The sequence below is a fragment of the Streptomyces sp. NPDC051576 genome, from assembly GCF_040681835.1.
Classification (GTDB): Bacteria; Actinomycetota; Actinomycetes; order Streptomycetales; family Streptomycetaceae; genus Streptomyces.
In genome coordinates this window covers 545692-570556 of sequence record NZ_JBFAZO010000002.1, presented here as the reverse complement: position 1 = coordinate 570556, position 24865 = coordinate 545692, and the positions used below count along the sequence as shown (strand labels likewise).

Annotated in this window: 26 protein-coding genes; 11 read left to right on the top strand and 15 right to left on the bottom strand. The window is 70.9% G+C overall.

Features of this window, described 5'->3' with window-relative positions:
* Positions 1–17 precede the first annotated feature (17 nt).
* Positions 18–929: a DUF2236 domain-containing protein gene (locus AB0M63_RS08440; protein WP_366018854.1), complete on the bottom strand. Its 912-nt coding sequence runs from the start codon at positions 927–929 to the stop codon at positions 18–20.
* A 182-nt stretch (positions 930–1111) separates the two neighbouring features.
* Between AB0M63_RS08440 and AB0M63_RS08435 the strand changes: the two genes are divergently transcribed.
* Positions 1112–1750, top strand: a complete 639-nt coding sequence (locus AB0M63_RS08435; protein ID WP_366018853.1) for an isoprenylcysteine carboxylmethyltransferase family protein — start codon at positions 1112–1114, stop codon at positions 1748–1750.
* A 9-nt stretch (positions 1751–1759) separates the two neighbouring features.
* Here AB0M63_RS08435 and AB0M63_RS08430 read toward each other — a convergent pair whose 3' ends face one another.
* The gene (locus AB0M63_RS08430) at positions 1760–2515 is read right to left on the bottom strand and encodes a peptidyl-tRNA hydrolase (RefSeq protein WP_366018852.1); all 756 of its coding nucleotides are present in this window, start codon (positions 2513–2515) and stop codon (positions 1760–1762) included.
* Between the two features lie 98 nt (positions 2516–2613).
* On the opposite strand from AB0M63_RS08430, the gene AB0M63_RS08425 reads away from it, so the two are divergent.
* Positions 2614–3489, top strand: coding sequence for an ATP-binding cassette domain-containing protein (locus AB0M63_RS08425; protein WP_366018851.1), 876 nt, complete (start codon positions 2614–2616; stop codon positions 3487–3489).
* A 5-nt stretch (positions 3490–3494) separates the two neighbouring features.
* Complete coding sequence (locus AB0M63_RS08420; protein ID WP_366018993.1) at positions 3495–4166, top strand: ABC transporter; 672 nt, start codon at positions 3495–3497, stop codon at positions 4164–4166.
* Here the strand turns inward: AB0M63_RS08420 and AB0M63_RS08415 are convergent.
* From AB0M63_RS08415 to zapE, 9 genes are all read right to left on the bottom strand, one after another.
* On the bottom strand, positions 4158–4301 hold the full coding sequence (locus AB0M63_RS08415; protein ID WP_355901877.1) for a hypothetical protein: 144 nt from the start codon (positions 4299–4301) through the stop codon (positions 4158–4160). The genes AB0M63_RS08420 and AB0M63_RS08415 overlap by 9 nt on opposite strands.
* 29 nt (positions 4302–4330) lie before the next feature.
* Positions 4331–5173 carry a polysaccharide deacetylase family protein gene (locus AB0M63_RS08410; RefSeq protein ID WP_366018850.1) on the bottom strand — a complete coding sequence of 281 codons (843 nt, stop codon included), beginning with the start codon at positions 5171–5173 and terminating at the stop codon, positions 4331–4333.
* 79 nt (positions 5174–5252) lie between these two features.
* Positions 5253–6137, bottom strand: coding sequence for a PPK2 family polyphosphate kinase (locus AB0M63_RS08405; RefSeq protein WP_366018849.1), 885 nt, complete (start codon positions 6135–6137; stop codon positions 5253–5255).
* 58 nt (positions 6138–6195) lie between these two features.
* On the bottom strand, positions 6196–6411 hold the full coding sequence (locus AB0M63_RS08400) for a hypothetical protein (protein ID WP_366018848.1): 216 nt from the start codon (positions 6409–6411) through the stop codon (positions 6196–6198).
* A gap of 9 nt (positions 6412–6420) precedes the next feature.
* Positions 6421–7221 (bottom strand): slipin family protein, encoded by an 801-nt coding sequence (locus AB0M63_RS08395; RefSeq protein WP_366018847.1) that lies wholly within the window; start codon positions 7219–7221, stop codon positions 6421–6423.
* Between the two features lie 99 nt (positions 7222–7320).
* On the bottom strand, positions 7321–8781 hold the full coding sequence (locus tag AB0M63_RS08390; protein WP_366018846.1) for a SulP family inorganic anion transporter: 1461 nt from the start codon (positions 8779–8781) through the stop codon (positions 7321–7323).
* A gap of 8 nt (positions 8782–8789) precedes the next feature.
* Positions 8790–9368: a carbonic anhydrase gene (locus AB0M63_RS08385; RefSeq protein WP_355915099.1), complete on the bottom strand. Its 579-nt coding sequence runs from the start codon at positions 9366–9368 to the stop codon at positions 8790–8792.
* 88 nt (positions 9369–9456) lie between these two features.
* Positions 9457–9855, bottom strand: coding sequence for a hypothetical protein (locus AB0M63_RS08380; RefSeq protein WP_355915096.1), 399 nt, complete (start codon positions 9853–9855; stop codon positions 9457–9459).
* A gap of 154 nt (positions 9856–10009) precedes the next feature.
* Complete coding sequence (zapE, locus tag AB0M63_RS08375; protein ID WP_355915093.1) at positions 10010–11116, bottom strand: cell division protein ZapE; 1107 nt, start codon at positions 11114–11116, stop codon at positions 10010–10012.
* A gap of 37 nt (positions 11117–11153) precedes the next feature.
* Between zapE and AB0M63_RS08370 the strand changes: the two genes are divergently transcribed.
* The 4 genes from AB0M63_RS08370 to msrB all read left to right on the top strand — a co-directional run bounded on the left by AB0M63_RS08370 (position 11154) and on the right by msrB (position 14498).
* Positions 11154–11948, top strand: coding sequence for a pyrimidine reductase family protein (locus tag AB0M63_RS08370; protein ID WP_366018845.1), 795 nt, complete (start codon positions 11154–11156; stop codon positions 11946–11948).
* Positions 11949–12102: 154 nt separating this feature from the next.
* The gene (locus AB0M63_RS08365) at positions 12103–12576 is read left to right on the top strand and encodes an indole-3-glycerol phosphate synthase (protein ID WP_355915087.1); all 474 of its coding nucleotides are present in this window, start codon (positions 12103–12105) and stop codon (positions 12574–12576) included.
* A gap of 112 nt (positions 12577–12688) precedes the next feature.
* Positions 12689–14077: a UDP-N-acetylmuramate--L-alanine ligase gene (gene murC / locus AB0M63_RS08360; protein WP_366018844.1), complete on the top strand. Its 1389-nt coding sequence runs from the start codon at positions 12689–12691 to the stop codon at positions 14075–14077.
* A 13-nt stretch (positions 14078–14090) separates the two neighbouring features.
* Entirely contained in the window at positions 14091–14498 is a 408-nt protein-coding gene (msrB, locus tag AB0M63_RS08355) for a peptide-methionine (R)-S-oxide reductase MsrB (RefSeq protein WP_355915082.1), read from the top strand.
* Positions 14499–14610: 112 nt separating this feature from the next.
* On the opposite strand, the gene AB0M63_RS08350 is transcribed toward msrB, so the two are convergent.
* Positions 14611–15618, bottom strand: a complete 1008-nt coding sequence (locus AB0M63_RS08350; RefSeq protein WP_366018843.1) for a thaumatin family protein — start codon at positions 15616–15618, stop codon at positions 14611–14613.
* A gap of 171 nt (positions 15619–15789) precedes the next feature.
* Between AB0M63_RS08350 and AB0M63_RS08345 the strand changes: the two genes are divergently transcribed.
* Positions 15790–17646 (top strand): sigma-70 family RNA polymerase sigma factor, encoded by a 1857-nt coding sequence (locus tag AB0M63_RS08345; protein WP_366018842.1) that lies wholly within the window; start codon positions 15790–15792, stop codon positions 17644–17646.
* Positions 17647–17679: 33 nt separating this feature from the next.
* On the opposite strand, the gene AB0M63_RS08340 is transcribed toward AB0M63_RS08345, so the two are convergent.
* Entirely contained in the window at positions 17680–18522 is an 843-nt protein-coding gene (locus AB0M63_RS08340) for a thaumatin family protein (protein ID WP_366018841.1), read from the bottom strand.
* Between the two features lie 495 nt (positions 18523–19017).
* Here AB0M63_RS08340 and AB0M63_RS08335 point away from each other — a divergent pair, with 495 nt between their 5' ends.
* On the top strand, positions 19018–19572 hold the full coding sequence (locus AB0M63_RS08335) for a DUF3455 domain-containing protein (protein ID WP_366018840.1): 555 nt from the start codon (positions 19018–19020) through the stop codon (positions 19570–19572).
* Between the two features lie 80 nt (positions 19573–19652).
* Here the strand turns inward: AB0M63_RS08335 and AB0M63_RS08330 are convergent, their stop codons facing one another.
* Complete coding sequence (locus AB0M63_RS08330) at positions 19653–21731, bottom strand: ATP-binding protein (protein ID WP_366018839.1); 2079 nt, start codon at positions 21729–21731, stop codon at positions 19653–19655.
* Between the two features lie 626 nt (positions 21732–22357).
* Here AB0M63_RS08330 and AB0M63_RS08325 point away from each other — a divergent pair.
* Positions 22358–23617: an alpha/beta hydrolase-fold protein gene (locus tag AB0M63_RS08325; RefSeq protein WP_366018838.1), complete on the top strand. Its 1260-nt coding sequence runs from the start codon at positions 22358–22360 to the stop codon at positions 23615–23617.
* A 7-nt stretch (positions 23618–23624) separates the two neighbouring features.
* Here AB0M63_RS08325 and AB0M63_RS08320 read toward each other — a convergent pair whose 3' ends face one another.
* Complete coding sequence (locus AB0M63_RS08320; protein ID WP_366018837.1) at positions 23625–24083, bottom strand: cupin domain-containing protein; 459 nt, start codon at positions 24081–24083, stop codon at positions 23625–23627.
* Positions 24084–24247: 164 nt separating this feature from the next.
* On the opposite strand from AB0M63_RS08320, the gene AB0M63_RS08315 reads away from it, so the two are divergent.
* Positions 24248–24862, top strand: coding sequence for a TetR/AcrR family transcriptional regulator (locus AB0M63_RS08315; RefSeq protein WP_366018836.1), 615 nt, complete (start codon positions 24248–24250; stop codon positions 24860–24862).
* Positions 24863–24865: the final 3 nt, after the last annotated feature.

The window sequence follows — 24865 nt, the reverse complement described above, 5'->3', positions numbered from 1 at the left end:
GACGGGCCTTCGGCCGGCTATCCCGTACGCCGTGAACTCCGCTCGCCCGGCGAGGACTTCGACCTGCGGCGGTTCTGCCGTAAGCGTTCGGGGAGTGGTCTGCGGTAGTCGGGGAGGAGGCGTTGGGCGAGGAACGCGGACTTCAGGAAGAGGCGGACGGCGTGCTCCCGTCGTCGGGTGAGGCTGCCGATCCGGTGGAGTCGGCAGACCTGTTCGCCGGCGAGATATCGGGTCAGGTCTCTGCCGAACTCCCGTAAGGGGAAGGGGAACCAGCGCTCGGCGAAGTGCTCCATCATCGCGGTCGCCACCCGATGGCCCGACTCCGTCGCCTCGTACGGCCGCGAGTCGAATTTCAGCGCGAACTCGGTCATCGCGTCCCAGTCCTCGGGGAACGCCTCACCGGCCAGCGGACCGGACTCGCGTTCCAGAAGGCGGAAGAGGGTCTGCGCCCAGCGATGCCAGGCGACCTTCATGTTCGCGCTCGTACCGGGCAGGCCCAGCGAGGTCTGGAGGCGGTCGGCGGACGTGGCCAGCAGGACCAGGGGATAGACGAAGTCGTCGACGTCGTCGAAGTTGCCGGGCAGGTGCGGGGTCGTGCGGGCGATCGCCAGGTGCATGCGGTTGAGTCGCTCGGCGGCGCCACGGCCCGCCGGGCTGGACAGCCCGTCCACCATCCACGCCATCAGGAACGCGTTGCCGTCCTCGAAACGCCGCCGCGGCCTCGTCTCCAGCTTCCCGGTGTGGGCGAGGGTGGCGGATCCGTGGCCCGGCCGCATCATGCGCATGGTGCCGGGATAGACCATCATCGCCAGCGCGAACTCGGGGACGCGGTGGCCGACGTAGAGCGAGATCATGCGCTCCCAGTCGGTGTCCGGGTCCATCCGGGCCAGTTCGCGGTCGACCCACTTGTAGCCACGGCCACGGCGCACGGTCGGTCCCCCCATTCGGACTTTCAGTGGAGGGACGCTCGGGCGCGGGCCGGTCGATGCCTCGATCTCTCGTGATCTGCGTCACCTCGACCGAGAGTCACCGATGTCCACCCGAGGGTGGAGCCGCCGAATCAACCCGTGGGTGGTGGTGATCCACTCCGGTCCGGGAGCAGTCTTGTGCCATGGGCTCACTACATTCCGCACTCGTCGCTCTCACTGGCGCCTGTGTCCTGGTCTTCGTCGTGGCCTGGATCGCGGGCGCCGTCTACTTCGGCGTGAAGAGCGAGACCGGGACGCGCGGCTGGGCGCACGGCCTGCGCCGCACCCTGCCGCAGCGGGCTCTGCTGATCGCGGGCTGCTGCGCGGTCTCCATCCTCATCAACCACGGTCCGGACGGCTTCTGGCGTCATCTCCGGTACTGGCAGCCCGAGTTGGCGCTCCTGGGCGCCCTGATCGCCGTCGCCTCCACCGCTCTGCTGCTGTGGTCCCGCTGGGTCCTGGGAGTGATGTGGGCCAGCGTCCCGATGGTCCACGACCACCACGAGCTGCGCACCGAGGGCCCCTACCGAATAGTGCGGCACCCCATCTACACCGGACTCCTCGGCCTGATCCTCGGCGGGATGCTGGCCTGCGGCTTCGGCGTCTGGATCGTGATCCTGGCCGTCGCCGTCCCCTGGCTGCTGCGCCGGGTGCGCATAGAGGACGGCATGATGGCCGACCGGTTCAGTGCGTCCTACGAGGCCTACCGCGCCCGCGTTCCGGCGCTGATCCCGTGGACGCGGCCCGCTCGGGCCGGGGTGCCGCGCTCTCATGCCGGGTGACGCGCGACCTCAGCCGACCGGTCGCTCGCCCTCGCCCGTCAGATCGCCGACCCGGTCGTGCCCCTCGACCGCGACGGTCAGCCCGGGTGCGATCTCCGTGAAGCCCGCGTCCCGGACCAACGGCCTTTCGGTGCTGGTGAGTTCGGCCCACTGCGCGGGGGCGGCGGTGCGGACGGAGAGCGGGAAGCCCGCCTGACGCCAGGCGGTCCGGTCGGTGTCCGACAGCTCCCACCAGGCCAGTTGGGCGCCGTGGCCGGTCTGGGCCATCGTCTTGCCGGCGGACATGTCGAGGTCGGGGTTCAACCAGAGCACCGGCGCCGTCGGGTCCGCGTCGGCCGGCGGTTCGGGGTCGTCGAGGTCGGTGCCGGAGACCTGCAGCCGGGCCAGGTCCTTGGGCCAGCCGTCGAGCGGGACGGGCGGGAAGACGCGCACCTGTGCCGACTTCCCGGTGACCGTGATGCCCGGCAGTGCCTCGGCCCGACGCCACTCGGCCCCGCGCGCCCGCCGGACCACCTTCCGGATCCGCGCGTCCTGCCAGTCCCGCATGACCTGCGCCCACTCCCCGTCACCGACGGCCCGGTCGTCGCTCAGAATGGTCAGCACGGCACGGGCGGCCGTCTCCAGCGCGTCCGTCCGCGCCGGGGGAGCGTCGCGTTCGATCCGGACGACCAGGGGCAGCACGAACTGCGGAGCCTCGTCGCGCGCGGTGCGCTCGTTGCGGAAGGGGTCGGGATCGTCGCCGGGAACGGTGGGGTCACTGGTCACGTCCTCCAGTCTGCCAGGCGGAAGATCGGCTCTCCCCGGGGCGGGAGGACAGGGCGAGCCTTGTACGGAAAGGGATGGGGACCGGAAGGATGGGACGCATGCGACGTGAGCTGAGACTGGAGGGCGCGGGCCGCCGCTACGGCCTGCGCGGCCCCTGGGTCCTGCGCGGTGTGGACCTGGCGCCGGCGGCCGGCACCCTCACCCGGATCGAGGGCGCCAACGGCACCGGAAAATCCACCCTCCTCCGTCTCCTCGCCCGCATCGACGCGCCCACCGAAGGCCGCGTCACCGGCCGCCCCCGCACCGCCTACGTCCCCGAACGCTTCCCGCAGGCGCTCCCCTTCACCGCAGAGGGCTACCTCACCCACCTCGGCACGGTGCACGGCCTCTCCCGTACGGCGGCGGCCCGTGCGGCCGGCGAGTGGCTCGACCGCTTCGGCGCCGCGGCCTACGCCGGCACCCCGATGACCCGCCTCTCGAAGGGCAGCAGCCAGAAGGTCGCCGTGGCCCAGGCCCTGCTCGCCGAGCCGGAACTGCTCGTCCTCGACGAGGCGTGGACCGGCCTGGACACGGACGCCCGGGCCGAGTTGGAGCGGGCCGTGGCCGAACGGACGGCGGCCGGCGGAGCCGTCGTCTTCGTCGACCACGACCCACGCCGCCTCGCCGGGGCGCCCGACGCGACCTACACCGTCATGGACGGAACCCTCAACCGCCGTACGGACACGACCGCCGCACCGTCAGGACCGCAGGTCTCGGTGGAGGTCCAGGGCCCACCCGGAAGCCAACTCCCCCCTGTGGCACACCAGTTCCTCACCTCGTCTATGCAACTCGCCCCCGGCACCCATCGGTTGACCGTCCCCGCCACCCACTCGGACGTTCTGCTCCGCGCCCTGCTGACGGCCCGCCCGCCCTGGCACGTGGTGAGCCTGAACCCGCGGACGGACCTCCCCCTCGACGACGAAGGCCCCCGGTGACCGTGATGACGGCCCTCCTGCGCTACCAGGCCGCCCTCCTGCTGCGCTCGCAGCGCTGGCTCCCGCCGCTCATCCTGTACGTCGCATTCCTGGGCATCGGTGTCCAGGGCGGGCAGCCGGTGCTCGACTCCCTCGGCTACACGGCCGCGGCGCTGCTCCCCGTCGCCGCCTGGCTGGTGCGGATCTGTACGACCAACGAGCCGCCCGCGGCCCGCAGTTGTGTCGCGGCGGCGGTCGGTCCCGGGCGGGCGCACCTCGCCTGTCTGCTGGTCGCGCTGAGCACCGCGGCGGTCCTCGGCGCGGTGGCTACCGCAGTCGCCACGCTGATCAGCGACCCGGCGAGCGCCGACCACCGCACCCGGGTGCCGCTCCTCGCCGCCGCTGCGGCCGGACTGCTCGCGACCCTGGTCTGCGCCCTGCTCGGCACGGCGGTCGGCGCGCTCACCAACTGGCCGCTGCTGCGCTCGCCGGGCCGCGCCGTACCCGCGATGCTGCTGGCGGCGCTGCTGTCCGTGGTGCTGAGCGGCTCCCCGGCACAGGCGGCGGTCAGCGGCCTGGTCACCGGTTCGCGGTCGGGCACGGTCCAGATCCCGTTGCTGCCCCTCGCCGCCGCGGCCCTGGTCACGGCGGCCACGACCGCCGTGGCCTGCGCCCTCACCTCCCGCCGCTCACCCTGAACAGGCGGTCCGCTGTGCTTCCTGCCACTCGCAGACGGGGCACAGCGTGATCCCCTTGTGGGTCTCCGGGTACTCGGTGGGTTCCCGGCACAGCACACACTCCGCGTACGCCGGCGCCGGTTCTTCGTCACTCATGCGGCCAGCGTACGAGGAGGGCGTGAACCTCAGTGGTGCCGGTCCGTGGCGCCGATCAGCTCGGAGACCTTCACGAACCGGTACCCCTTCTTGCGCAGCTCGGGCACGATCATGCGGACGGCCCGTTCGGTCGCCGGGGCGGCGCTGCGCGTGCAGTGCATGACGACGACCGAGCCGGGCTTCACACCGGCCAGCACCTGCTGGGCCACGGCGTCCGAGTCGGTCGCGAACGCGTCGCCGCTCACCACGTCCCACTGCACCGCCGTGACACCGACCGCGCTCAGCGTCTTCAGCGCCTGCCGGTCGTAACACCCGCCGGGGAAACGGAAATACGGCATCGCGTTCGGCACGCCCGCCTTCTTGAACGCGGTGTACGCCCGCTCCACATCCGCCTTCATCCGGTCCGGGGAGACGGTCGGCAGGCCGTAGCAGTCGCCGGTGAAGGCGTAGTGGCTGTAGGAGTGGTTGGCGATCTCGAACTGCGGGTCCCGGCCGATGGCACGGGCCTCGGCCGGATACTCGTCGGCCCACCGCCCCGTCATGAACACGGTCGCCGGCACCTTCAGCGTGCGCAAGGTGGCGATCAGCTGCGGATTGTCGAAGTGCTCACCTGCCGCCGCACGCGGCCCCTGATCGGCCGTCATGTCGGCGTCGAAGGTCAGCGCGACGGTCTTGCCGTCCACCCGCGGACCGTTCTTGAAGACGGGCGTCAGACCGGCGGGGCCGGGTGCGAGGGTCGGGGGCCGCGAGGGGGCGGCGGTGGGCGCGCTGGGCGCCGGACGGGTGGCGTGGGGCGCCGTGGGGGCCCCGCAGGCGGAGAGCGCGGCGCCGAGCGCACAGGCGGCGGCGACTCGTCGTACACGAATGATCACCGTAAGAACATAGGTGAATAAAAGTGATTAATCGGGCATCGACACGGAGGTCGGCACCGGGTCAGCGCGCAGTGGGTCGTCAGCCCGCGCTCAGTAGCCGTTCCCGGAAGGCATCCACGTCGAAGTCCGCCTTCGGGTACTGCGGGTCCAGGGCCGTCAGATGGTCCAGGAGCAGGCGGGTGATGGCCCAGTTGCGGTACCACTTGCGGTCGGCCGGGATCAGGTACCAGGGGGCCTCCGGGGTGGTGCAGCGGGCGAGGGCGGTCTCGTAGGCCTGTTGGTAGGCGGGCCACAGGGCGCGTTCCTCGATGTCGCCGGGGTTGAACTTCCAGTGTTTGTCCGGGTTGTCGAGGCGTTCGAGCAGGCGGCGGCGCTGCTGGTCGTAGGAGATGTGGAGGAAGCATTTGACGACGGTGACGCCGTCGTCGGTCAGGGACTGCTCGAAGCGGTTGATGCGGCCGTAGCGGTCGTTGATCTCGCGGTGCGGGGCGAGTTCGCGGACGCGGGCGATGAGGACGTCCTCGTAGTGGGAGCGGTCGAAGATGCCGATCTCGCCGGGTGTGGGGAGGGCTCGCTTGATGCGCCAGAGGAAGTCGTGTCTGCGTTCCTCGGGCGTGGGGGCCTTGAAGGCTCGGATGCGGCAGCCGGAGGGGTTGAACAGGCCGATGACGTGCTTGACCGTGCCGCCCTTGCCGCTGGTGTCCATGCCCTGGAGGACCAGCAGCAGGCGGCGCCGGTCGCCGGCGGTGCTCGCCGCCCACAGGCGTTCTTGCAGGTCGGCGAGGTGCTCACCCATGCGGGCGGTGTCCTTGAGGCCGGCGGCCTTGTCCGCGGGGCCACCGGGGGTGGCCGCCGCGTCGTAGGAGGAGAGATCGACCGGCTGGTCGGCGGGGACGCGCAGCAGTTCGCCGAGGGCGGGCGCCTTCTTCTTGCCGTTCTTGTGTTTCGCGCCCTTCTTGGCCATGGGGCACCCCTTCCGGTCGGCTCCCTCGATCCTGCGGCGCGGGGGCGGGGCCCGCCAGTCAGCGTTGGCGAGGCGAGGGTGCGGACGCCGCCGGCGGTGTCACCTGCTCGCCGTCGCGCGGGAGCGTGCCGCTCTCGGCGAGGGCCCTACTCGCGGCCGCGATCCGCTGCGAGGTGTCGGGCGCGGGCGCGGACGAGCCGCCTCCGTCCTCCCCGCATCCGGCGACGGTTCCCAGGAGGGCTGCCACGGCGACGATCGCCAACTTCGGGCGCATGGCGGCATGTTACTGCTCGACTGCGGGCGGGGGAGGGGGCTGCGGTGGTTGCGCCTGCGCCCGTTCAAGGAAGCGCAGCAGTTCCACCGGGAAGGGGAGGACGAGGGTGGAGTTCTTCTCGGCCGCGACCGCCACCACCGTTTGCAGCAGGCGGAGTTGGAGTGCGGCGGGCTGTTCGGACATCTGCTCGGCGGCCTCGGCGAGTTTCTTGGAGGCCTGCAACTCGGCGTCCGCGTTGATGATCCGGGCCCGCCGCTCGCGGTCGGCCTCGGCCTGGCGGGCCATCGAGCGTTTCATCGTCTCGGGCAGGGACACGTCCTTGATCTCGACGCGGTCGATCTGCACGCCCCATCCGATGGACGGGCTGTCGATCATCAACTCCAGTCCCTGGTTGAGCTTTTCGCGGTTGGAGAGCAGGTCGTCGAGATCGCTCTTGCCGATGATCGACCGCAGCGAGGTCTGCGCCATCTGCGAGACGGCGAAGCGGTAGTCCTCGACCGTGACGATCGCGTCGGCCGCGTCGACGACCTTGAAGTAGACGACCGCGTCGACGCGCACGGTCACGTTGTCGCGGGTGATGCCCTCCTGCGCGGGCACGGGCATCGTCACGATCTGCATGTTGACCTTGCGCAGCCGGTCCACGAACGGGACCACCATGGTGAAGCCGGGCGCCCGCACATCACCGACCACCCGCCCGAGGCGGAAGACCACCCCGCGCTCGTACTGCTTGACGACCCTGGCCGCCGCCGCGACGTACACCACGCACGCGGAACCGACCGCCACGCCCGCCACCAGCAGTTCCTGGAGCATTCCGACCTCCTAGCGGAGAGGCCTTCTGTCTGCTCCTGCAAGGGTATGCCCGGTGCCTGCTCCGGGGCCACGATCACCCCGGAGCAGGCACCGGCGCCGCTACTTCACCGCCGTGACCTTCACCGGCTCGGTACCGGCCGCGCTGTGCCGCTCGGCCCAGTTCTCCAGGGCCGTACGGCAGGCGTGGTCCAGGTGGTGCAGGCCGGAGAGGTGCAGTTCGACCGGCCGGTCCTGGGGGAGTGCCTCCAGGCTGTCGAGGATCTTCGGCAGCCGCAGGAAGGTCGCGTTGCCCGACAGATACGCCTGGACGGGACCGGCGCCCTTGTCGACGACCTCCAGCTTGATGTGCGAGGCCTCCCAGGCCGTTTTACCGATGGCCAGAGCGAGGCCGATGAGCACGCCCTCGAACATGCTGACCGCGACTATGGACAGCGCCGTGACGACCAGGATCAGCGCCTCGCCCCGGTGCTCGCGCCACAGCGAAACGATCTCCCGCACCGGGATCAGCTTGGCGCCGGCGTGCACCAGGATGCCCGCCAGGGCCGGGATCGGGATGTACGCGAGGACGTCCGGCAGCAGCGCCGCGAACAGCAGCAGCCATACGCCGTGCAGCACCCGGGACGCCTTCGTCCGCGCGCCCGCCTGCACGTTCGCCGCGCTGCGCACGATCACCGCGGTCATCGGCAGCGCGCCGAGCAGCCCGCAGACCGTGTTGCCCAGGCCCTGGGCGACCAGTTCCCTGTTGTACTCGGTGCGCGGCCCGGAATGCAGCCGGTCCACCGCAGCCGCGCTGAACAGCGACTCCGCGGACGCGATCAGCGTGAACGCGACCACCGTGCCCAGCAGACCGACCTGCGCCAGCTCACCGAACTCGCTCAGCGGCGGCGGCTGGAGCGAGCCGAGCAGCCCCTGCACCTCGACGGTCGCCACCGGCAGCCCGAAGGCGAGCGCGGCGAGCGTCGCGAGTCCTACGGCGGCCAGCGGACCCGGCACCGTGCGCACCTTGGCCGGCAGCCGCTTCCACAGCACCAGGACGGCGATGGTGGCGGCGCCGAGCGCCAGCGAGGCCAGCGCTTCCGTGTTCCCGGCGGCGTCGAAGAGCGCGCCGGGCAGCTCGGCTATCTTCTCCAGCCCCGAGGCGGGGGCCTTCGCCCCCGCCACCGAGTACAACTGTCCGGCGATCAGCACCAGTCCGATGCCGGCGAGCATGCCCTCGACGACCGAGACCGAGATGGCCCGGAAGTAGCGCCCCAACTTCAGGACACCCATGAGGACTTGGAGCACACCGGTCGCGAGCACGATGACCCCGAGGGCGGGCAGTCCGTACTCCCGCACCGCCTCGAAGACCAGCACGGTCAGACCGGCGGCGGGCCCGGACACCTGGAGGCTGCTGCCCCGCATGAATCCGGTGACGAGCCCGCCCACGATGCCGGTGACCAGGCCGAGTTCGGCCGGCACACCGGAGGCGACGGCCACGCCCACGCAGAGCGGGAGCGCGACCAGGAACACGACGAGGGAGGCGGCGAAGTCCTCCCGGAGATGAGGGAACTTGGTCGACATCGCCGCGCTCACAGGGCCTTGAAGGCGTCGACGGCCGGGTCGTGCACCTGGACGGCACCGGTGTGGACCTCGTAGAACCAGGCGTGCAGCGTGAGTTGACGGCTCCTCAGCTTCTCCTCGATGTAGGGGTACGACCGCAGCCTCAGCAACTGCGTCAGGACGTGGCTCTGTACGCCCTCGGACACGGCCGGGTCCTCGACCGCGCCCTGCGGCTTCGGGGTCGCGTGGGTGAGCCAGTCGCGCACGGCCGGTACGGCGGTCAGGTCGTCACCGCGCACCAGGGCGCCGACCGCGCCGCAGTGCGAGTGACCGCAGACCACGATGTCGGAGACGCCGAGGACCTCCACGGCGTACTCGATGGTGCATGCCTCGCTCGTGGGGTGCTCGGAGGCGTACGGCGGGACGATGTTGCCCGCGGTGCGCAGCTCGAAGAGCTGGCCGGGGCGGGCGCCCGTGATCAGGGCCGGGACGACCCTGGAGTCGGAGCAGGTGATGAACAGCACCTGCGGGGACTGGCCTTCGGCCAGTCCGGCGAACTCCTCAGGGCGTTGTCCGAACGTACGGGCGTTGTCGATGAGGGGCTGCATGGCGTGTGGACTCCTCCTGGCGCGCCCTCGGGGCGCGTCGGGCTTGCATGACAGTTGTGCGTGGGGGAACTGACTGCCTGCTCCGCTCTCAGCAGCGGAAGACCTGAAGTGCCGCCGGAGAGTGAGCTGTCGAGGATCTCGATGTGCGATGGTGCGCCGCGCCGGGCGCCACCGGTGTGCGGACGGCCGCCGGGTCCTGCGCCAGCAACGGGCGCTCGGGCGCCTCGGGCCCGCAGTCGGCCGTGCGGTATCGGTCGCGGAGCAGCAGCGGAGTGGTGGGGTTCCCGGTCGCGCCGCAGTCGCGGAAGGTGACGGTCTCGGCGCGCAGGGCCTTGCCGGCGAGCTTGGGGCCGGGCTGTGCTTTGGCCTCCGCATGACGGGCTGTGTGCGCGGATGCGAAGGAAGCGCTGGGAGTGAAGAACTGCAGGGCGAGCAGGACGGCGGTGAGGAGGGTGATCACGGTCCGAACCGTCTTACCTCGGAACACTCCGCCCCCTCCCCGTAGTTCACGTCTCTTGTCCAGACCAAGGGTTGGTCAATGGCTGGTCAAGTAGAACGGTAACCCAGCGAAGTTGTTTGCAGGGTTAACGGAGCGTTTCCGATCCAAGAGAGCGTGAAAAGCGCGCCTGGGCTGGCGTGAACTAGGCGTTTACGACGAGGCCCTTGGCGTCCCGGGCGAGTGCGGTGAGGCGGGAGATCGCGCGGAAGTACTTCTTGCGGTAGCCGCCGTTCAGCATCTCCTCGCTGAACAGCCGGTCGAAGGGCAACCCCGAGGCCAGGACGGGCACTTCACGGTCGTAGAGCCGGTCCGCGAGGACCACCAGCCGCAGGGCGGTCGACTGGTCCGGTATCGGCTGGACGTCGGTGAGGCAGACGGCCTTCAGGTCGTCGGTCAGGGCGCCGTAGCGGCTGGGGTGGACCTTGGCGAGGTGGGCGAGGAGGTGCGGGAAGTCGTCGAGGGAGGCGCCCGCCGTGGCGTAGGCCGCCTTCGTGACCTGCTCGTCGGTGAACGGCTTCGGGGCTTCGGGCAGTCCTCGGTGGCGGTAGTCGTCGCCGTCGATGCGCAGCGAGCGGAAGTGCGCGGACAGGCCCTGGATCTCGCGCAGGAAGTCGACGGACGCGAAGCGGCCCTCGCCGAGCTTGCCCGGCAGGGTGTTGGAGGTGGCGGCGAGCGCCACGCCCGCGTCGACCAGCCGGCCGAGCAGGGTCGACACCAGGACGGTGTCGCCCGGGTCGTCCAGCTCGAACTCGTCTATGCACAGCAGGCGGTGGCCCGACAGCGTCCGCACCGTCTGCTGGAAACCGAGCGCGCCGACCAGGTTCGTCAGCTCGACGAAGGTGCCGAAGGCCTTGAGCGCGGGCTCGGCCGGGGTCGCGTGCCAGAGGGAGGCGAGGAGGTGGGTCTTGCCGACGCCGTAGCCGCCGTCGAGGTAGACGCCACGGGGGCCCGCCGGGGTCTTGGGTGCCTTGCCCCTGCCGAAGCCGAGGAAGCCGCGCTTTGCGGTGCCGGCGGCGTGTGCCCCGCCGAGTCCGGCGGCGAAGGTCTCCAGGACGCGGACCGCCTCGGTCTGGCTTGGCTGGTTCGGGTCCGGGATGTACGTGGCGAAGCGCACCGAGTCGAAGCGCGGCGGCGGCACCATCTCGGCGACCAGCCGGTCCGCGGGGACGAACGGCTCACGGGCGCACAGGGACAGCGGGGCCGCGTCTGCTATCGGGCTGATCCCGGAGGCGGCTGAGGAGGACGACACGGTTCACCACTCTAAAGGCCGTGCCACACTGCACGACATGCGACGCCTGTTCCCTGTGACCGACGAAACAGCAGCCCAGGCCTCGAACGGGGCCCCTGATACGCGTGTGACGGACCGGGAGTGGGGGTTCCCGGAGCTCGCGGAGGCCTACGCCTACCCGGTCGGCGACGGGCCCTGGCTGCGCGCCAACATGGTGTCCACGCTCGACGGGGCAGGTCACCACGAGGGCCGCTCGCAGCCCATCTCGGGCCCTACCGACATGCGGATCTTCGGCATCCTGCGGGCGCTGGCGGATGTCGTGGTCGTCGGTGCGGAAACGGTACGCCAGGAGGGCTACCGGCCCGCACGTGCGCGTGCGGAGTTCGCGGCGGCGCGGGCGGCGGCGGGGCAGGGGCCGGCCCCGGTGATCGCGGTCGTCACCGCGAGCCTCGACCTGGACTTCTCGCTTCCGCTCTTCGCCTCGCCCCTGGTGCCGACGCTGATCATGACGGGCGCCGCGGCGGCGCCGGAGCGGGTCGCCGCGGCGGAGAAGGCGGGCGCCCGGGTCGTGGTCGCCGGTGACGGCATGGGCGTGGACCCCGCGCGGGCGGTGGCCGCGCTCGCGGAGCTGGGGCACACCCGGCTGCTGACCGAGGGCGGGCCGCGGCTGCTCGGGCAGTTCGTGGCCTCCGACGTGCTCGACGAGCTGTGTCTGACCCTCTCGCCGATGCTCACGGCGGGGGAGGCTCAGCGGATCGCCGGAGGGCCGTCGGTCACGGTTCCTCAGCGCTTCGAACTGGTGTCCCTGCTGGAAGAGGCCGGGTTCTTGTTCGGTCGCTACCGTCGGACCTGAGTGCGGGCGGAATGATCCGTTCCGTTTCGCTTTCGACGGGCACACTAAATCCGGCAGTACCCGTGCGATCACGGGGCAGGATGGTTTCCGCAGGGCCTCGACGGCCCACGGAGGAGAGAGGGCCCGCGGGTCCTCGGAGGAGAAGGGGCGCCTGGTGTTCACAAGCGTACTGATGATCGAGAAGGCCCTTACGTCCGCCGACGTGGAGTTCGTCACCACCTTGCACGGTGACGAGACCGTCTCCTTCCACGTGCTGCTCCAGCCCCGCGGCGACCAGGCGGACCGCCTGCTGCGGGCCATCGACGACGTCGCCCTCGGCGAACTCGACGAGGCGGCGCACGAGCGGGAGACCCCCGAGGGCAAGGACGCGGCCGCACTCGGCGCGCAGGCGCTGTCGGTGTCCCTGGAAGCCCTGCACGCCGCCGGCAGCGCGGCGGAGGGGCGGCTCATCGAGGACCACCCGCTGGACGCCCTGAAGACCCTGGTGGACGAGATCGGCGCGGACGAGGTGATCGTGCTCACCGACCCCCACTACGTGGAGGAGTTCTTCCACCGGGACTGGGCCTCACGCGCCCGGCACAAGGTCGGCGTACCGGTGCTGAAGCTGTTCTCGCACAGCAAGGAGTAGCGCGCGGGTCGCAGCGGCGGGCGGGTGTCCGTGATTGTCGGTGGCACCGAATAGGCTGGCCGTCGAACGTCCGCCGCAGCAGTACGAGACCAGCACGCACAGGGAGACACACATGGCACCCGGCCTTCCCACCGCCATGGACCGACCGCACTTCATCGGCATCGGCGGGGCCGGGATGTCGGGGATCGCCAAGATCCTCGCGCAGCGCGGGGCGAAGGTCGCGGGCAGCGACGCCAAGGACTCCGCGACCGCCGACGCCCTGCGCGCCCTGGGTGCCACCGTGCACATCGGACACGCGGCCGGGCACCTCGCCGACGACGCCACCTGTGTGGTCGTGTCGTCGGCGATCCGCCAGGACAACCCCGAGCTGGCCCGCGCGGCCGAGCTGGACATCCCGGTCGTCCACCGCTCGGACGCCCTCGCCCGCCTGATGGACGGCCTCCGCCCGATCGCCGTGGCGGGCACGCACGGCAAGACGACCACCACGTCGATGCTCGCGGTGTCGCTGTCCGAGCTGGGCCAGACGCCCTCGTACGCGATCGGCGGCGACCTGGACGCCCCGGGTTCGAACGCGCTGCACGGCGACGGTGAGATCTTCGTCGCCGAGGCGGACGAATCGGACCGCAGCTTCCACAAGTACGCCCCCGAGGTCGCGATCGTCCTCAACGTGGAGCTGGACCACCACGCCAACTACGCGTCCATGGAAGAGATCTACGAGTCCTTCCAGACCTTCGCGGACCGCATCGTGCCCGGCGGCACCCTGGTGATCTCGGCCGACCACGCGGGCGCGCGCGAGCTGACCCGGCGGGTCGCCGACTCCGTGAAGACGGTGACGTACGGCGAGGCGGAGGACGCCGACGTACGAATCCTCTCCGTCCTCGCACAGGGCCTCAAGAGCGAGGTGACCGTCCTCCTCGGCGGCCGGGAACTCACCTTCACCGTCTCGGTCCCCGGCCGCCACTACGCGAGCAACGCGGTCGCGGCCCTCGCCGCGGGCGTCGCCCTCGGCATCCCCGCCGGGGAACTCGCGCCCGCGCTGGCCGCGTACACCGGCGTGAAGCGGCGCCTCCAGCTCAAGGGCGAGGCGGCCGGCGTCCAGGTCATCGACTCCTACGCCCACCACCCCACCGAGATGACCGCGGACCTGGAGGCGATGCGCGCGGCAGCCTCCTCCTCGCGGCTGCTGGTCGTCTTCCAGCCGCACCTCTTCTCCCGCACCCAGGAGCTCGGCAAGGAGATGGGCCAGTCCCTGGCCCTCGCCGACGCCTCGCTGGTCCTGGACATCTACCCGGCCCGCGAGGACCCGATCCCCGGCGTCACCAGCGACCTGATCATCGAGGCCGCACGCGCGGCGGGCGCCGACGTGACACCGGTCCACGACAAGGCGGACGTCCCCGAGGCCGTCGCGGGAATGGCGAAGCCCGGTGATCTGGTTCTCACCATGGGAGCGGGCGATGTGACAGACCTCGGCCCGCGGATCCTGGACCGTCTCGCGAAGTAAGGGGCTGAGCTTCATGTCGTACGACGTCGAAAAGCCGGACGAGGAATGGCGCGCGGAGCTGAACCCGGCCGAGTACGCGGTGCTGCGGCAGGCCGGCACGGAGCCCGCCTTCGTCGGTGAGTACACCGACACCAAGACCAAGGGCGTCTACTCCTGTCGCGCCTGTGGCGCCGAACTCTTCACCTCGAACGAGAAGTTCGAGTCCCACTGCGGCTGGCCGTCCTTCTACGACCCGAAGGACACCGACGCGGTCGAACTGCTCCAGGACCGCTCGCACGGGATGGTGCGCACCGAGGTGCGGTGCGCCCGGTGCGGATCGCACCTCGGCCACGTCTTCGAGGGCGAGGGCTATGCCACGCCCACGGACCAGCGGTACTGCATCAACTCCATCTCGCTGCGGCTGGCACCGGACGAGGACTGACCTTTCGTACCTTGGCCACGGGGCGACGCTCCGTGGCCGGGCAACCCCTCGTCGCCGCGTTCCCGGAACCAGGCGACGAGCTGAACTCGCCGGCCGAGCCCACGAGTTGACCCTATGATCCGGTCGTCCCGAAGGTGATCCGGTAGTAGCAGGCACCCTTGCACGGCATCGTCGCCCCGTCGTCGAAGGCGTACGAATAGGCGTAGGGGGCCGCCCGCTTGAAGACCTGGGTGTAGTCCACGGGCCACTTCGCGGGGACACAGTTCTCGCGGCCCGCCCAGGCGCCGCGACAGCAGTACGTGTCGCCGCCGAACGCCGCGCAAGGGGGCTTGCAGCCGACGACCTGGCCGCCCGAGACAGCCCGCATCGCGGTGGGGCAGTCGACGTCCGAGGTGCAGACGCCCTTGTAGCAGCCGGTGGAGGAGACCGGGTCGACGGTCGTGGTGTGGGAGATGTTGATGTACATCGGCAGGTTCGAACCGTCGACCATGCTCACGTCGTAGAAGTCCATCCCCGCGTACGCGTCGAAGGTGAACTCGCCCAGTGTGGTGGGCGGGTTGGGGCCGTCGCACACGCTGGTGCAGTCGCCGGTCGCGCAGTGCCCGGCGGCCGTCGAGGTGCAGCCGGTCCGGCCCCAGATTCGGCCGCCCCAGTTGTTCGCCACGGTCACCGACAGGCTCTGGCCCGGGGCGAGTTCGCGGCCCTTCGGGTAGATCGAGGTGTTGGTGACGATCGCCCAGACCGTCCTCGGGGTGCGGTTGACGACCGTGATCAGGCGTTTGCCGGCAGGGGCCGTCGAGGGCTGGTGTGTCGCTTCGTCCGCCTTGGGGGTGGGCTTGCGCGTGCTCTTCTTCGATACGGCGGCCTTGGGAGTGGGGGAGGCCGATGCGCTGTGGCTGGACGGGAGCGAGGGGGAGGGCAAGGCGCTTCGGGATGCGGACGGGCGCGCGGCAGTGTCCTGGTGGGCCGTCGCGCGTGTGCTGTTCGTCCCGGCGGGCGTCCACGCGCCGTAGGTGATCAGCACGGTGGCGGCCGTCGCGAGGGCGGCCGCCGCGACGTACCACCAGCGGCGGTCGGGTCGCTGCGCGCTCGCCCGGTGTCTTCTGCGTCCTCGTGCCATCGTTCTCGCGCCTTCCTGGTGCCCGCCGGATGTGTCCCTGCCTATTGGTGACCTTCTCGGCGGCGGCCCGACAACATAAATTTCTGTTGTCCTTGCTCGCGTCGGCGGTCTCCGTATCAGGAGAGCCATCACGGCCGGACTGCCGGACCACACGCGGAGGAACGAACCCAGATGCCCGACAAGCCCAGAAGCGGACCCGACGCGGGCGTGGTGACGGCCGCGTGCGCGGGCGACCGGCCGGCCCTGGATCACCTGGTGACCCAGTGCCTGCCGCTGGTCTACAACATCGTCGGCCGGGCCCTGAACGGTCACGCCGACGTCGATGACGTCGTACAGGAGACGCTGTTGCGTATGGTGCGGGGGCTGCCGAAGCTGCGGGATCCCGCCGCGTTCCGGTCCTGGCTGGTGGCCATCACGATCAGGCAGGTCCGGGACCGTGAGCAGGCGCGGGCCACGGACCGTGGCCGTAGGGCGCATCTGGAGGACGCGGAGGCGATCACCGACCCCGCGCTCGACTTCGCCGGACTGACCATCCTACGGCTGGGGCTGACCGAGCAGCGCCGCGAGGTCGTCGAGGCCACCCGCTGGCTCGACCCGGACGATCAGGAACTGCTGTCCCTGTGGTGGCTGGAGGAGACCGGCGAACTGGAACGCGCCGAACTAGCCAATGCGCTCGGGCTGTCCGACCGGCACGCCTCCGTCCGGGTGCAGCGCATGAAGAAGCAGATGGAGGTCTCGCGGATCGTCGTGCGGGCGCTGGTGGCCGTGCCGCGCTGCGCGGAACTGGACGAGACGGCCGCCACCTGGGACGGGACGCCAAGTGCCCTGTGGCGCAAGCGGTTTGCCCGTCACATCCGCGGGTGTGCGGTGTGCGAGGGGCTGGACGAGGGGCTGCTTCCGATGGACCGGCTGCTCAGCGGGCTGCCGCTGGTGGCCGTGCCCGCCGGGCTCGATCCGTCTCGGGTGCTGGACGCCGTGAACGCTGTCGGTCCGGGCTCGGGCGGGGCGCGGCGGCGGCACGGGCGCCGGTCCGGCCGTATCGGTGGCAAGCAGGTCGTGGGTGGTTCGGCTGCGGTCGCCGTCGCCGTGGTGGCCGCGCTGGTGGCACCCCGGCTGACGGGCGGCTCCTCCCCTACGACGGCGGTGGCATCGCCGTCTCCCGCTCCGGTGGTCAGTGCTTCGCCGAGCCCCACGCCCTCGCCCTCGATCTCCCCGAGCGCGTCCCGGAAGCCGAAGACCAAGCCGAGTCCCTCGCCCTCGAAGCAGATCGCCGCCCCCGCGCACATAGCCTCCGGCGCCAAGAAGGGGGTCGGCGTGTGGTCGTTCGGCGGAGTGAGCCAGGCGCTCGCGTCCAGCGGGGCGAGCTGGTACTACACCTGGTCCACCCAGCACCCGGGCATCACGACACCCTCGTCGGGCTCCTTCGTGCCCATGATCTGGGGCGCGAAGTCCGTCACCGACGCCTCGCTCGCCCAGGCCCGGTCCTACGGCCCGTATCTGCTGGGCTTCAACGAACCGGACATGGCACAGCAGTCGAACATGACGGTCGACCAGGCGTTGGGGCTGTGGCCCAAGCTGATGTCGGCGGGCAAGATCCTGGGCAGCCCCGCGGTCGCCTACGGCGGAGACACGGCGGGTGGCTGGCTGGACCGTTTCATGTCCGGGGCGGCGGCGAAGGGGTACCGGGTCGACTTCATCACGCTGCACTGGTACGGCGGCGACTTCCGCACCCCGCAGGCCGTGGACCAGCTCAAGTCGTACCTGGCCGCCGTGTACGCGCGCTACCACAAGCCGATCTGGCTCACCGAGTACGCGCTGATCGACTTCTCCCAGGGGACCCGTTTCCCGTCCGCGCAACAGCAGGCGGACTTCGTCACCGCGTCCACCAAGGCCCTCGACGGCCTGCCCTACCTACAGCGCTACGCGTGGTTCGGGCTGGGCGCGGATCCGTCGAAGCCGAGCAGCGGGCTCTTCACGGACGGTACGACGACGACCGCGGCGGGCCGGGCCTTCCAGTCCGCGGACTGATCCGACCCGGCGTCCCCCCAGTGCTCCGCAGGCTCAGGGGCTCACTCCCCAGGTGATGCGGTAGCCGCACTCTCCCGAGCAGGTGAGCACGCTGGTCGCGTCGTCGTTCACATAGGAGTAGGCGAAGGGTTCGGCCTTCTTGAACACGGCCGCCGAATCGACGGGCCAGGACGAGGGGACGCACTGGGGGCGCGCCGCGTAGGCGCCCGTGCAGCAGGTCTTGTCCGTCTTGAACACCAGGCAGGCGCTCAGGCAGGCCACGACACGGCCGCCCCGGACGCGCTGCAACTTGGCGGGGCAGGTCGCGTTGGCGTCCCGGGTGCAGCCGGCGGCGGAGCAGCCGTTCGCGTCGATCTTGTCGTGGGACGAACCGCCGTAACTGTTGATCCACATCGGCAGGTTGTTGCCCTCGACCAGGCTGACGTCGTAGAAGTCCATGCCGTTCCACGCGTTCAGGTTGAACTCGCCCAGGGTGGAAGGGAATTCACCCCAGGTCGAACCGCACTGGAAATGGCCGCAGTCCCCGGTCAGGCAGTGGCCGTCACCGGCGGCGTCGAAGGAGCAGCCGGTACGGGCCCATACCCGGACGTCCCAGTGATCGGGGACGGCGAAGCTCACGGAGGCCCCGGGGCGCAGCACCCAACCCGTGGCCTCCACAGGGTGTTTGGGGTCCGCCGCGATCGCGGGCCAGATCGTCTGGTCGAGCCGGTTGACCAGGGTGACGGTCCGCTTGCCGGGGCTCGCGGCCGGGGGGCGCGCGGACGGTGGACGACTTCCGTGCGTCGGGTGAGGGTGAGGGTGTCTTCCGTGGCGTCGACGACGTGGTCGACGAGGGGCTGTGGAGGGATGTGGGCCCGGGGCGGGACCGGGTGCCAACTGCCGTATCCGTGCTGCGCGTTGACGACGGACCCGCGACGGTACGGCCGTCCGACGGGCTCCCCGGCTGCGCGCGGGCCAGCAGGACGCCGGTCACCACCGCGAGGCAGGTGAGGACGGCCGCGACGACCAGGGGCGCGCGGCGTGCGCGCCCTCGACGGCCGCTGGACAACCGGTGACGAGGCATGACTGCACACTCCTGTCCGTTCCCACGTTCCGTCGCGCGGTGGTCCGGCCGACGGAGTCTTCCGTAGAGGAGACCGGCCGGCTTCGGGCCGGACAACGGAAACAGGGGCGGCAATACCGGTGCCGGGCGGGCGGGCGTGCCGAGCCGGCTGCCGGTGAGCAGTGCTGGTCATAAGTCGATCAGAAGTTGGCAACCCGGCCGCGATTGATCCCCCGTACATTCGCGACAGCGGGGCCGAAGATCATCTGATCGGCCCGGAAGTCCGGATACCCGCGACCATGTTCTGAAATTGCTCTGGAGACACTTCGATGAAGATCGCCAAACGTCTCGTCCTCACCACCGCGGCCCTCACCGCCGTGACCGCCGCCACGCTCGCCAGCGCGACCGTCGGCCAGGCCGCCACCCCGCAGCAGCCCCTCCGCCTCGGCGTCACCGTCCCCGACGCCCTGAAGGTTCCCGACGGCAACAAGCTCACCGGCGTCTTCTCCGCCGCCGGTGTGCAGACCTACACCTGCACCAACGGCGCCTGGACGCTGCTGGAGCCGGCCGCCACGCTCTGGGCCAGAAACGACCGTTCCAAGCGTCCCGTCGCCCTCCACTCCCGGGGCCCGGTCTGGGTGTCCACGGTGGACGGCAGCGCCGTCAACGGCTCGGCGGTCGCCAACTCGCCCAAGACCGGCACCATCCCCGAGCTGCTGCTGAAGTCCACCGCCACGCGCGGCACCGGGGTCTTCGCCGACGTCTCCTACGTCCAGCGCCTCAACACGCACGGCGGTGTCGCCCCGGCCGCCGCCTGCACCGGCACCGACCAGGTGAGCGTCCAGTACTCCGCCACGTACGCGTTCTACAAGCCCGCCGAGTGACGCCGTAGCGATGCGCGGGCAGTGGCCCTCGGTCGATCCGGGGGTCACTGCCGTGTGGGGTGCGTGACGGCTGAGCCCGCTCAACTCCCTTGTGGCGGCTCCTGTTCGGCCCTGATGCGGCCGTGCACCTCCCAGTCCCACACCGTCTCGCGCACCTCGTCGAGGGCGCGGGCCAGATGTCTGCGGTAGGTGCTGAACGCCAGGTTCAGCTTCCGCGCCACGGCGTCCTGGGTGGACGTCGAGTGGTACGTCATCGTCAGCACGTCGTGCAACTGCCGGGTCCGGGGATGGTCGTCGAGCCGCTGGACGGCCTTGCCGATCAGCTCGCGCAGCGCGGTCACCGGGTCGCCCTCGCTGAGTTCCTCCACCAGCCGGCTGCGCAGCAGCGGGTTGTCGGCGAGCCCGCCGGGGTCGAGCCAGCCGCGCAGCGCCTCGCGGACGGCGGCGTCCGACTCCTCCCGACTCAGCGTGGTGAGACGGGACTTCGGCTTCCCGGCCGCCACCGCAGGTGCCCCGCTGAGCAGCCGCGCGTCGATCCCCTCGGCCCACTCGTCCACCCGCGCGGCCCGCCAGTCATGGCAGAACAGGCCGTATCCGCGATCCGCGTGGACTGTCTGGCCGGGCGGCTGGAACATGCCCATGTACGTCATCAGGGGTGCCCAGAACTTCGGTTCGGCGCTGACGAAACAGGACCAGGCGCAGTGCTTGGCGCGCAGCAGCTCGAAGACGATCCGCATGCGCACCAGGTCCCACGACCGCGAGGGGCGGTGATGGTTCTCCTCGTGCACCATGAACCGCGCCACACCGAGGTGTTCGCCCTGGCGCGGGGGAGTCATCGCGGAGACCAGCTCCCATGCCTCGGCCGTCACGGGGTCGGCCGCCCGGGTCTCGTCGTCGAGCGCGTCGACCCTCAACCAGGCCATGAATCCCAGCAGTTGACCCGTGTCGCTGCGGCGGTGGACGTGGAACGCCTCGGGCTGACGTCTCAACCAGTGGGCGACGCCACGGGAGTTGTGCTCGCCCTCGACCCTGCGGGTCAGCTCGATCAGGGCCGGGGCGTCTTCGGGTCGCAGGGGTTCCTCGTGGACGGCGGCTTCGTCCCGGCCGCCCTGGAACTCCCTCAGCCACTGGGCCCGGGAGACGATGTGGTTGAACTCGCGGGCGGCCCGCAGGGCTTCCTTCTCCGGCGCCTCGCGGACCCGCTCCACCAGGTGCCGGCGCACCGCGCGGTGCATGGCCCGGTACCGCTGCGGATCGCGCCAGCGGAAGTCGCTGTCGAGGGCGTCACGGACGACGTCGTACGGGCACACCCCGAAGGGGCCGGACCTCATGAACGACAACTGCCGTAGCCAGGCGAACAGTTCGGTGGCGTCCTCGTCCGGCAGCACCACGCGGAGCAGTTCCTCCGTGGTGTCGGCCACATGGCCGCACACTTCCAGCGCCCGCCGGTGCGCGGGCGACGGCGGTTTGCCGATCAGGTGGGTCAGCAGCCGGTCGACGACCGGGCGCAGGGGCGCCCAGAACACCTCGTCCGCCGATGTGTTGCCGTGCGTCGCGGCTTCCGCGGCCAGTCGCAGGGCGAGGGGGTGACCCGCGGCGAACCGGAGCAGCGCGGGGTGCAGGGAGGGGGCCACGCCCCGCGAGGTGAGCAGGGCCGCGGCATCCGCGGGGCCCAACTCCCGCAGCGGGACGACCTGTAGCGCCTCGCTCCACGCGAGGTCCGCCTTCCAGAGGGGGTCGGGGGCGAGTCGGCCGGCGACGACGACCAGGGCGCGGGCCGGTAACCGCGGCAGGAAGCGGTCGCGGATCCACTCCTCCATGTCCTGGTAGCGCTCGAAGTCGTCGACCAGCAGGACAGCGTTGTCCTTGACGAAGACCTCGGCGGTCGCCTCCTCGAAGGCCGACGGCGAGAGTCCGACGGTACGGGCGTCGACGCCGACGACCGGCCGGCCCGCGATGCGCGCCTCCGCGGCGAGGCGTTGCAGCAGGGTGCTCTTCCCGATGCCTCCCGGTCCGTGCAGCACGATGACCGTCGGAGTACCGGGTTCGCCGGCCAACGCCCGTCGGAAGAGGGCCAGTTCCCGCTCCCTGCCGACGAAGTACCGCAACCGGGCGGACGCCAGTCTGTCGGCCAGCACGGCGGAGTCTTCCTTCGCCATACGGTTCCTTTCCCCGGACCCGACCCCTTCGGACCGCTGCGAAACCTACCGGCTCGGGCCGGGAGATGCGGGCCGGGTCGACTCAACCGGGCCCGCGATGACAGGAGTTGCGGATGCAGCGGGGCGGCGCACAGGGTTGCTGCGGCTGAGCGACGCCGAGCGGTGTCTCACCCGCGAGGGCGCGTGCCTGCCCGCAGAGAGCCCTCCCGGCGGCTGCGCGGGACGCGCCGAAGCGGCCTTGCACGATCCGCGGGAGCCGGGAGCCGGGAGCCGGGAGCCGGGAGCCGGGAGCCGGGAGCCGGGAGCCGGGAGCCGGGAGCCGCCGTGGGGCGTTTCCGGTGCGGGACAGGGCGGTGGCGGCCGGCGCAGGGTTCCCCGGGGCCCGCTTCCTGCTTTCCGGCGCGTCCGGGCCCCGCCCGCCTCCCGCTCCCAGCGCATCCCAAAAGGTAGGCGGCTCCTCCAACGCCCTCCCCGCCCCCGAATCACCTCGACACGCCCGTCCGTGGAAACGTACGCGGACCCGCTTCTTTGTCCTATTCGTGTTCGTTGAGGAACGCGGAGGGACTCGTACCCCTCCTTCTGTATGAAGGAACGAGCACAGGCAAGGGAAGCCGGGGACTGGTGTCATGGGTTTGACCAGCGAGACTACCGTTTATGTGGTGGCGGCCGTGGCCGTCGTCTGTGTGGCGTTGTTGGTCTGGGTGTGGCCTAGGCTCGCCAGGTCCGGCGTGCGGCCGGTGCTCGGACGGCTGGCGGCCGTCGGGGTGACACAGGTGGCGATCATCGCGGCGTTCGCGTGCTGGCTGAACTCGTCGTACCAGTTCTTCGGATCCTGGGGCGAGCTGTTCGGGAACGTCGACACCGCCCCCGTCGGCGTGACCCAGGCGGCCGACGACAACGGCGGCGCGACGGGCGTCGCCGTGAAGGGGGCCCTCGTGCAGCCCGCCTCCAACGAGCAGTTGAACCGGGTCAGCGGACTGCCCAGCGGGAACCCAGCGGTGAACGGCCGGGTGGAGTCCGTGAAGATCATCGGCCACACCACCGGTGTCGTAGACCCCGCGTTCGTCTATCTGCCGCCGCAGTACTTCCAGAAGGCCTACGCGAGGATGCGCTTCCCCGTGGTCGTCGCGCTCAGCGGCTACCCGGGCAGCATCTTCAACCTCGCCCAGTACCTGCGGGTGTCGCAGACCGCCGGGCAACTGCAGAAGAGCGGCCAGATGCAGCCGACCATCATGGTGATGATCCGGCCCACCATCGCCCCGCCGCGCGACACCGAGTGCGTGAACGTCCCCGGCGGACCGCAGACCGAGACCTTCCTCGCCAAGGACCTCCCGCACGCACTGCGGTCCACCTACCGGGTCGGCCGCGACGCCAGCGCCTGGGGTGTCATGGGCTACTCCTCCGGCGGTAGCTGCGCCCTCCAGCTCACGATGCGCAACCCGAAGGTGTACTCGACGGCCGCCGCCCTCTCGCCCGACTACAGGGTCAAGGACGACCCCACCACCGGCAACCTCTTCGGCAGCGGCCTCGGCCGGGTGAACCGGGTCAACGGACACGACCTGATGTGGCGGCTGAAGCACCTGCCCATTCCCCAGGTCTCCGTCCTGGTCGCCGAGAGCAAGCACGGCGAGCGGGGCTACCCGCAGACCGTCGCCTTCATCAAGGCGGTCAAGGCACCCATGCGGGTCGCGTCGATCCAGCCCGAGTCGGGCAGCCACAACTTCCCCACCTGGACCCGGGAGATGCCCGGCGCCCTGAAGTGGATGAACCAGCAACTGACCTTCCCCCAGGACGTCGCACCACCCAAGCACCGCGCCAAGAAGGGCCACGGCACCGTACGCGCGGAGGGCACCGAGCCCACACCGACCACCAACACCCGCAGGTGACGGCGCCTCAGGCGAACTCGGTCGAGGGGACCGTGGCGTAGCGGCCCATCACCTCGATCGTCGACTCGGCGTCGAGTTCCCGGCCACCGGCGATCATGTCGCGCAGCTCGCGGAAGTACTGTACGTACAGGTCGGGCGTGAAGGTGTTGATCATCACCGCGGGCTCGTCGCCGGGGTTGGCGAAGGTGTGCGGGGCACCCGGCGGGATCATCGCGAGGGTGCCCGCCGGAGCGATGTGGACGGTCTCCCCGATGGTGAAGTGGACGGTGCCGGAGACGACGTAGAAGCCCTCGTCGTGCTGGGCGTGCCGGTGCTGCGGCGGGCCCTGGGTGTGCGGGGCGAGGGTGATCTCGCCGATGCCCAGGCGGTGGCCGGTGGTGCTGCCGTCCTCCAGGATGCGCATGGTGGCCGGGCCCAGATGGATCGTCTCGCCGTCGTCCGGACCGACCACGGAAACCTTGTTCATCGCCGACTCCCTTGTCCTCGCGGCGCGTTGTGCGCCCTCGGGGCGACAGTAGGCGGGGCGACTCTCCTCATGCAAGTGCACTCTCATGACGAGAGTCGGGCGTGATAAAGTGAGGAAGGTGAAAGGTCAGCCGCATCGAGCGAGAACGGGGATGTGACACACCCATGGCGACAGCACAGACGGGCACGGGCCGCAGCAACCAGAAGCAGCGCACCCGTACGGCGATCGTGGACGCGGCCCGCGAGCTGATCGGCGCGGGAAGTGAGGTGACCATGCCCGAGATCGCCCGCGCCGCCCTGGTCTCCGAGGCCACCGCCTACCGGTACTTCCCCGACCTGCCGTCACTGATCGGCGAGGCCCTCGCCGGTGTCTGGCCCGACCCCGTCGACGCGCTCGCCCCGGTCGCCGACTCCCGCGACCCGGTCGAACGGATCGCGTTCGTCTGCGAGTTCCTGCTGCGCGGCATACTGGCCCGCCAGGGCGGGGTGCGCGCGATGATGGCCGCGACCATCGTCCGCCCGGACACGGAGAGCATGAGACCCGGGATCCGTTTCGGACTCATCGACCACGCCCTCGCGCCCCTGTCCGCCACCCTCGGTGTGACCGACCCGGAGGCGTTCGTCCAGCTCAAGCGGAGCCTCGCGGTGGTCGTCGGCGCGGACGCCCTGTTCACCCTCACCGACCAGGTGGGGCTCACCCCCGACGAGGCCGTCGCCAGCGCCGTACGCACCGCGAGGACCCTGACGGAGGCGGCGGTGCGCACGGCCGCGGAGGGGTAGCCC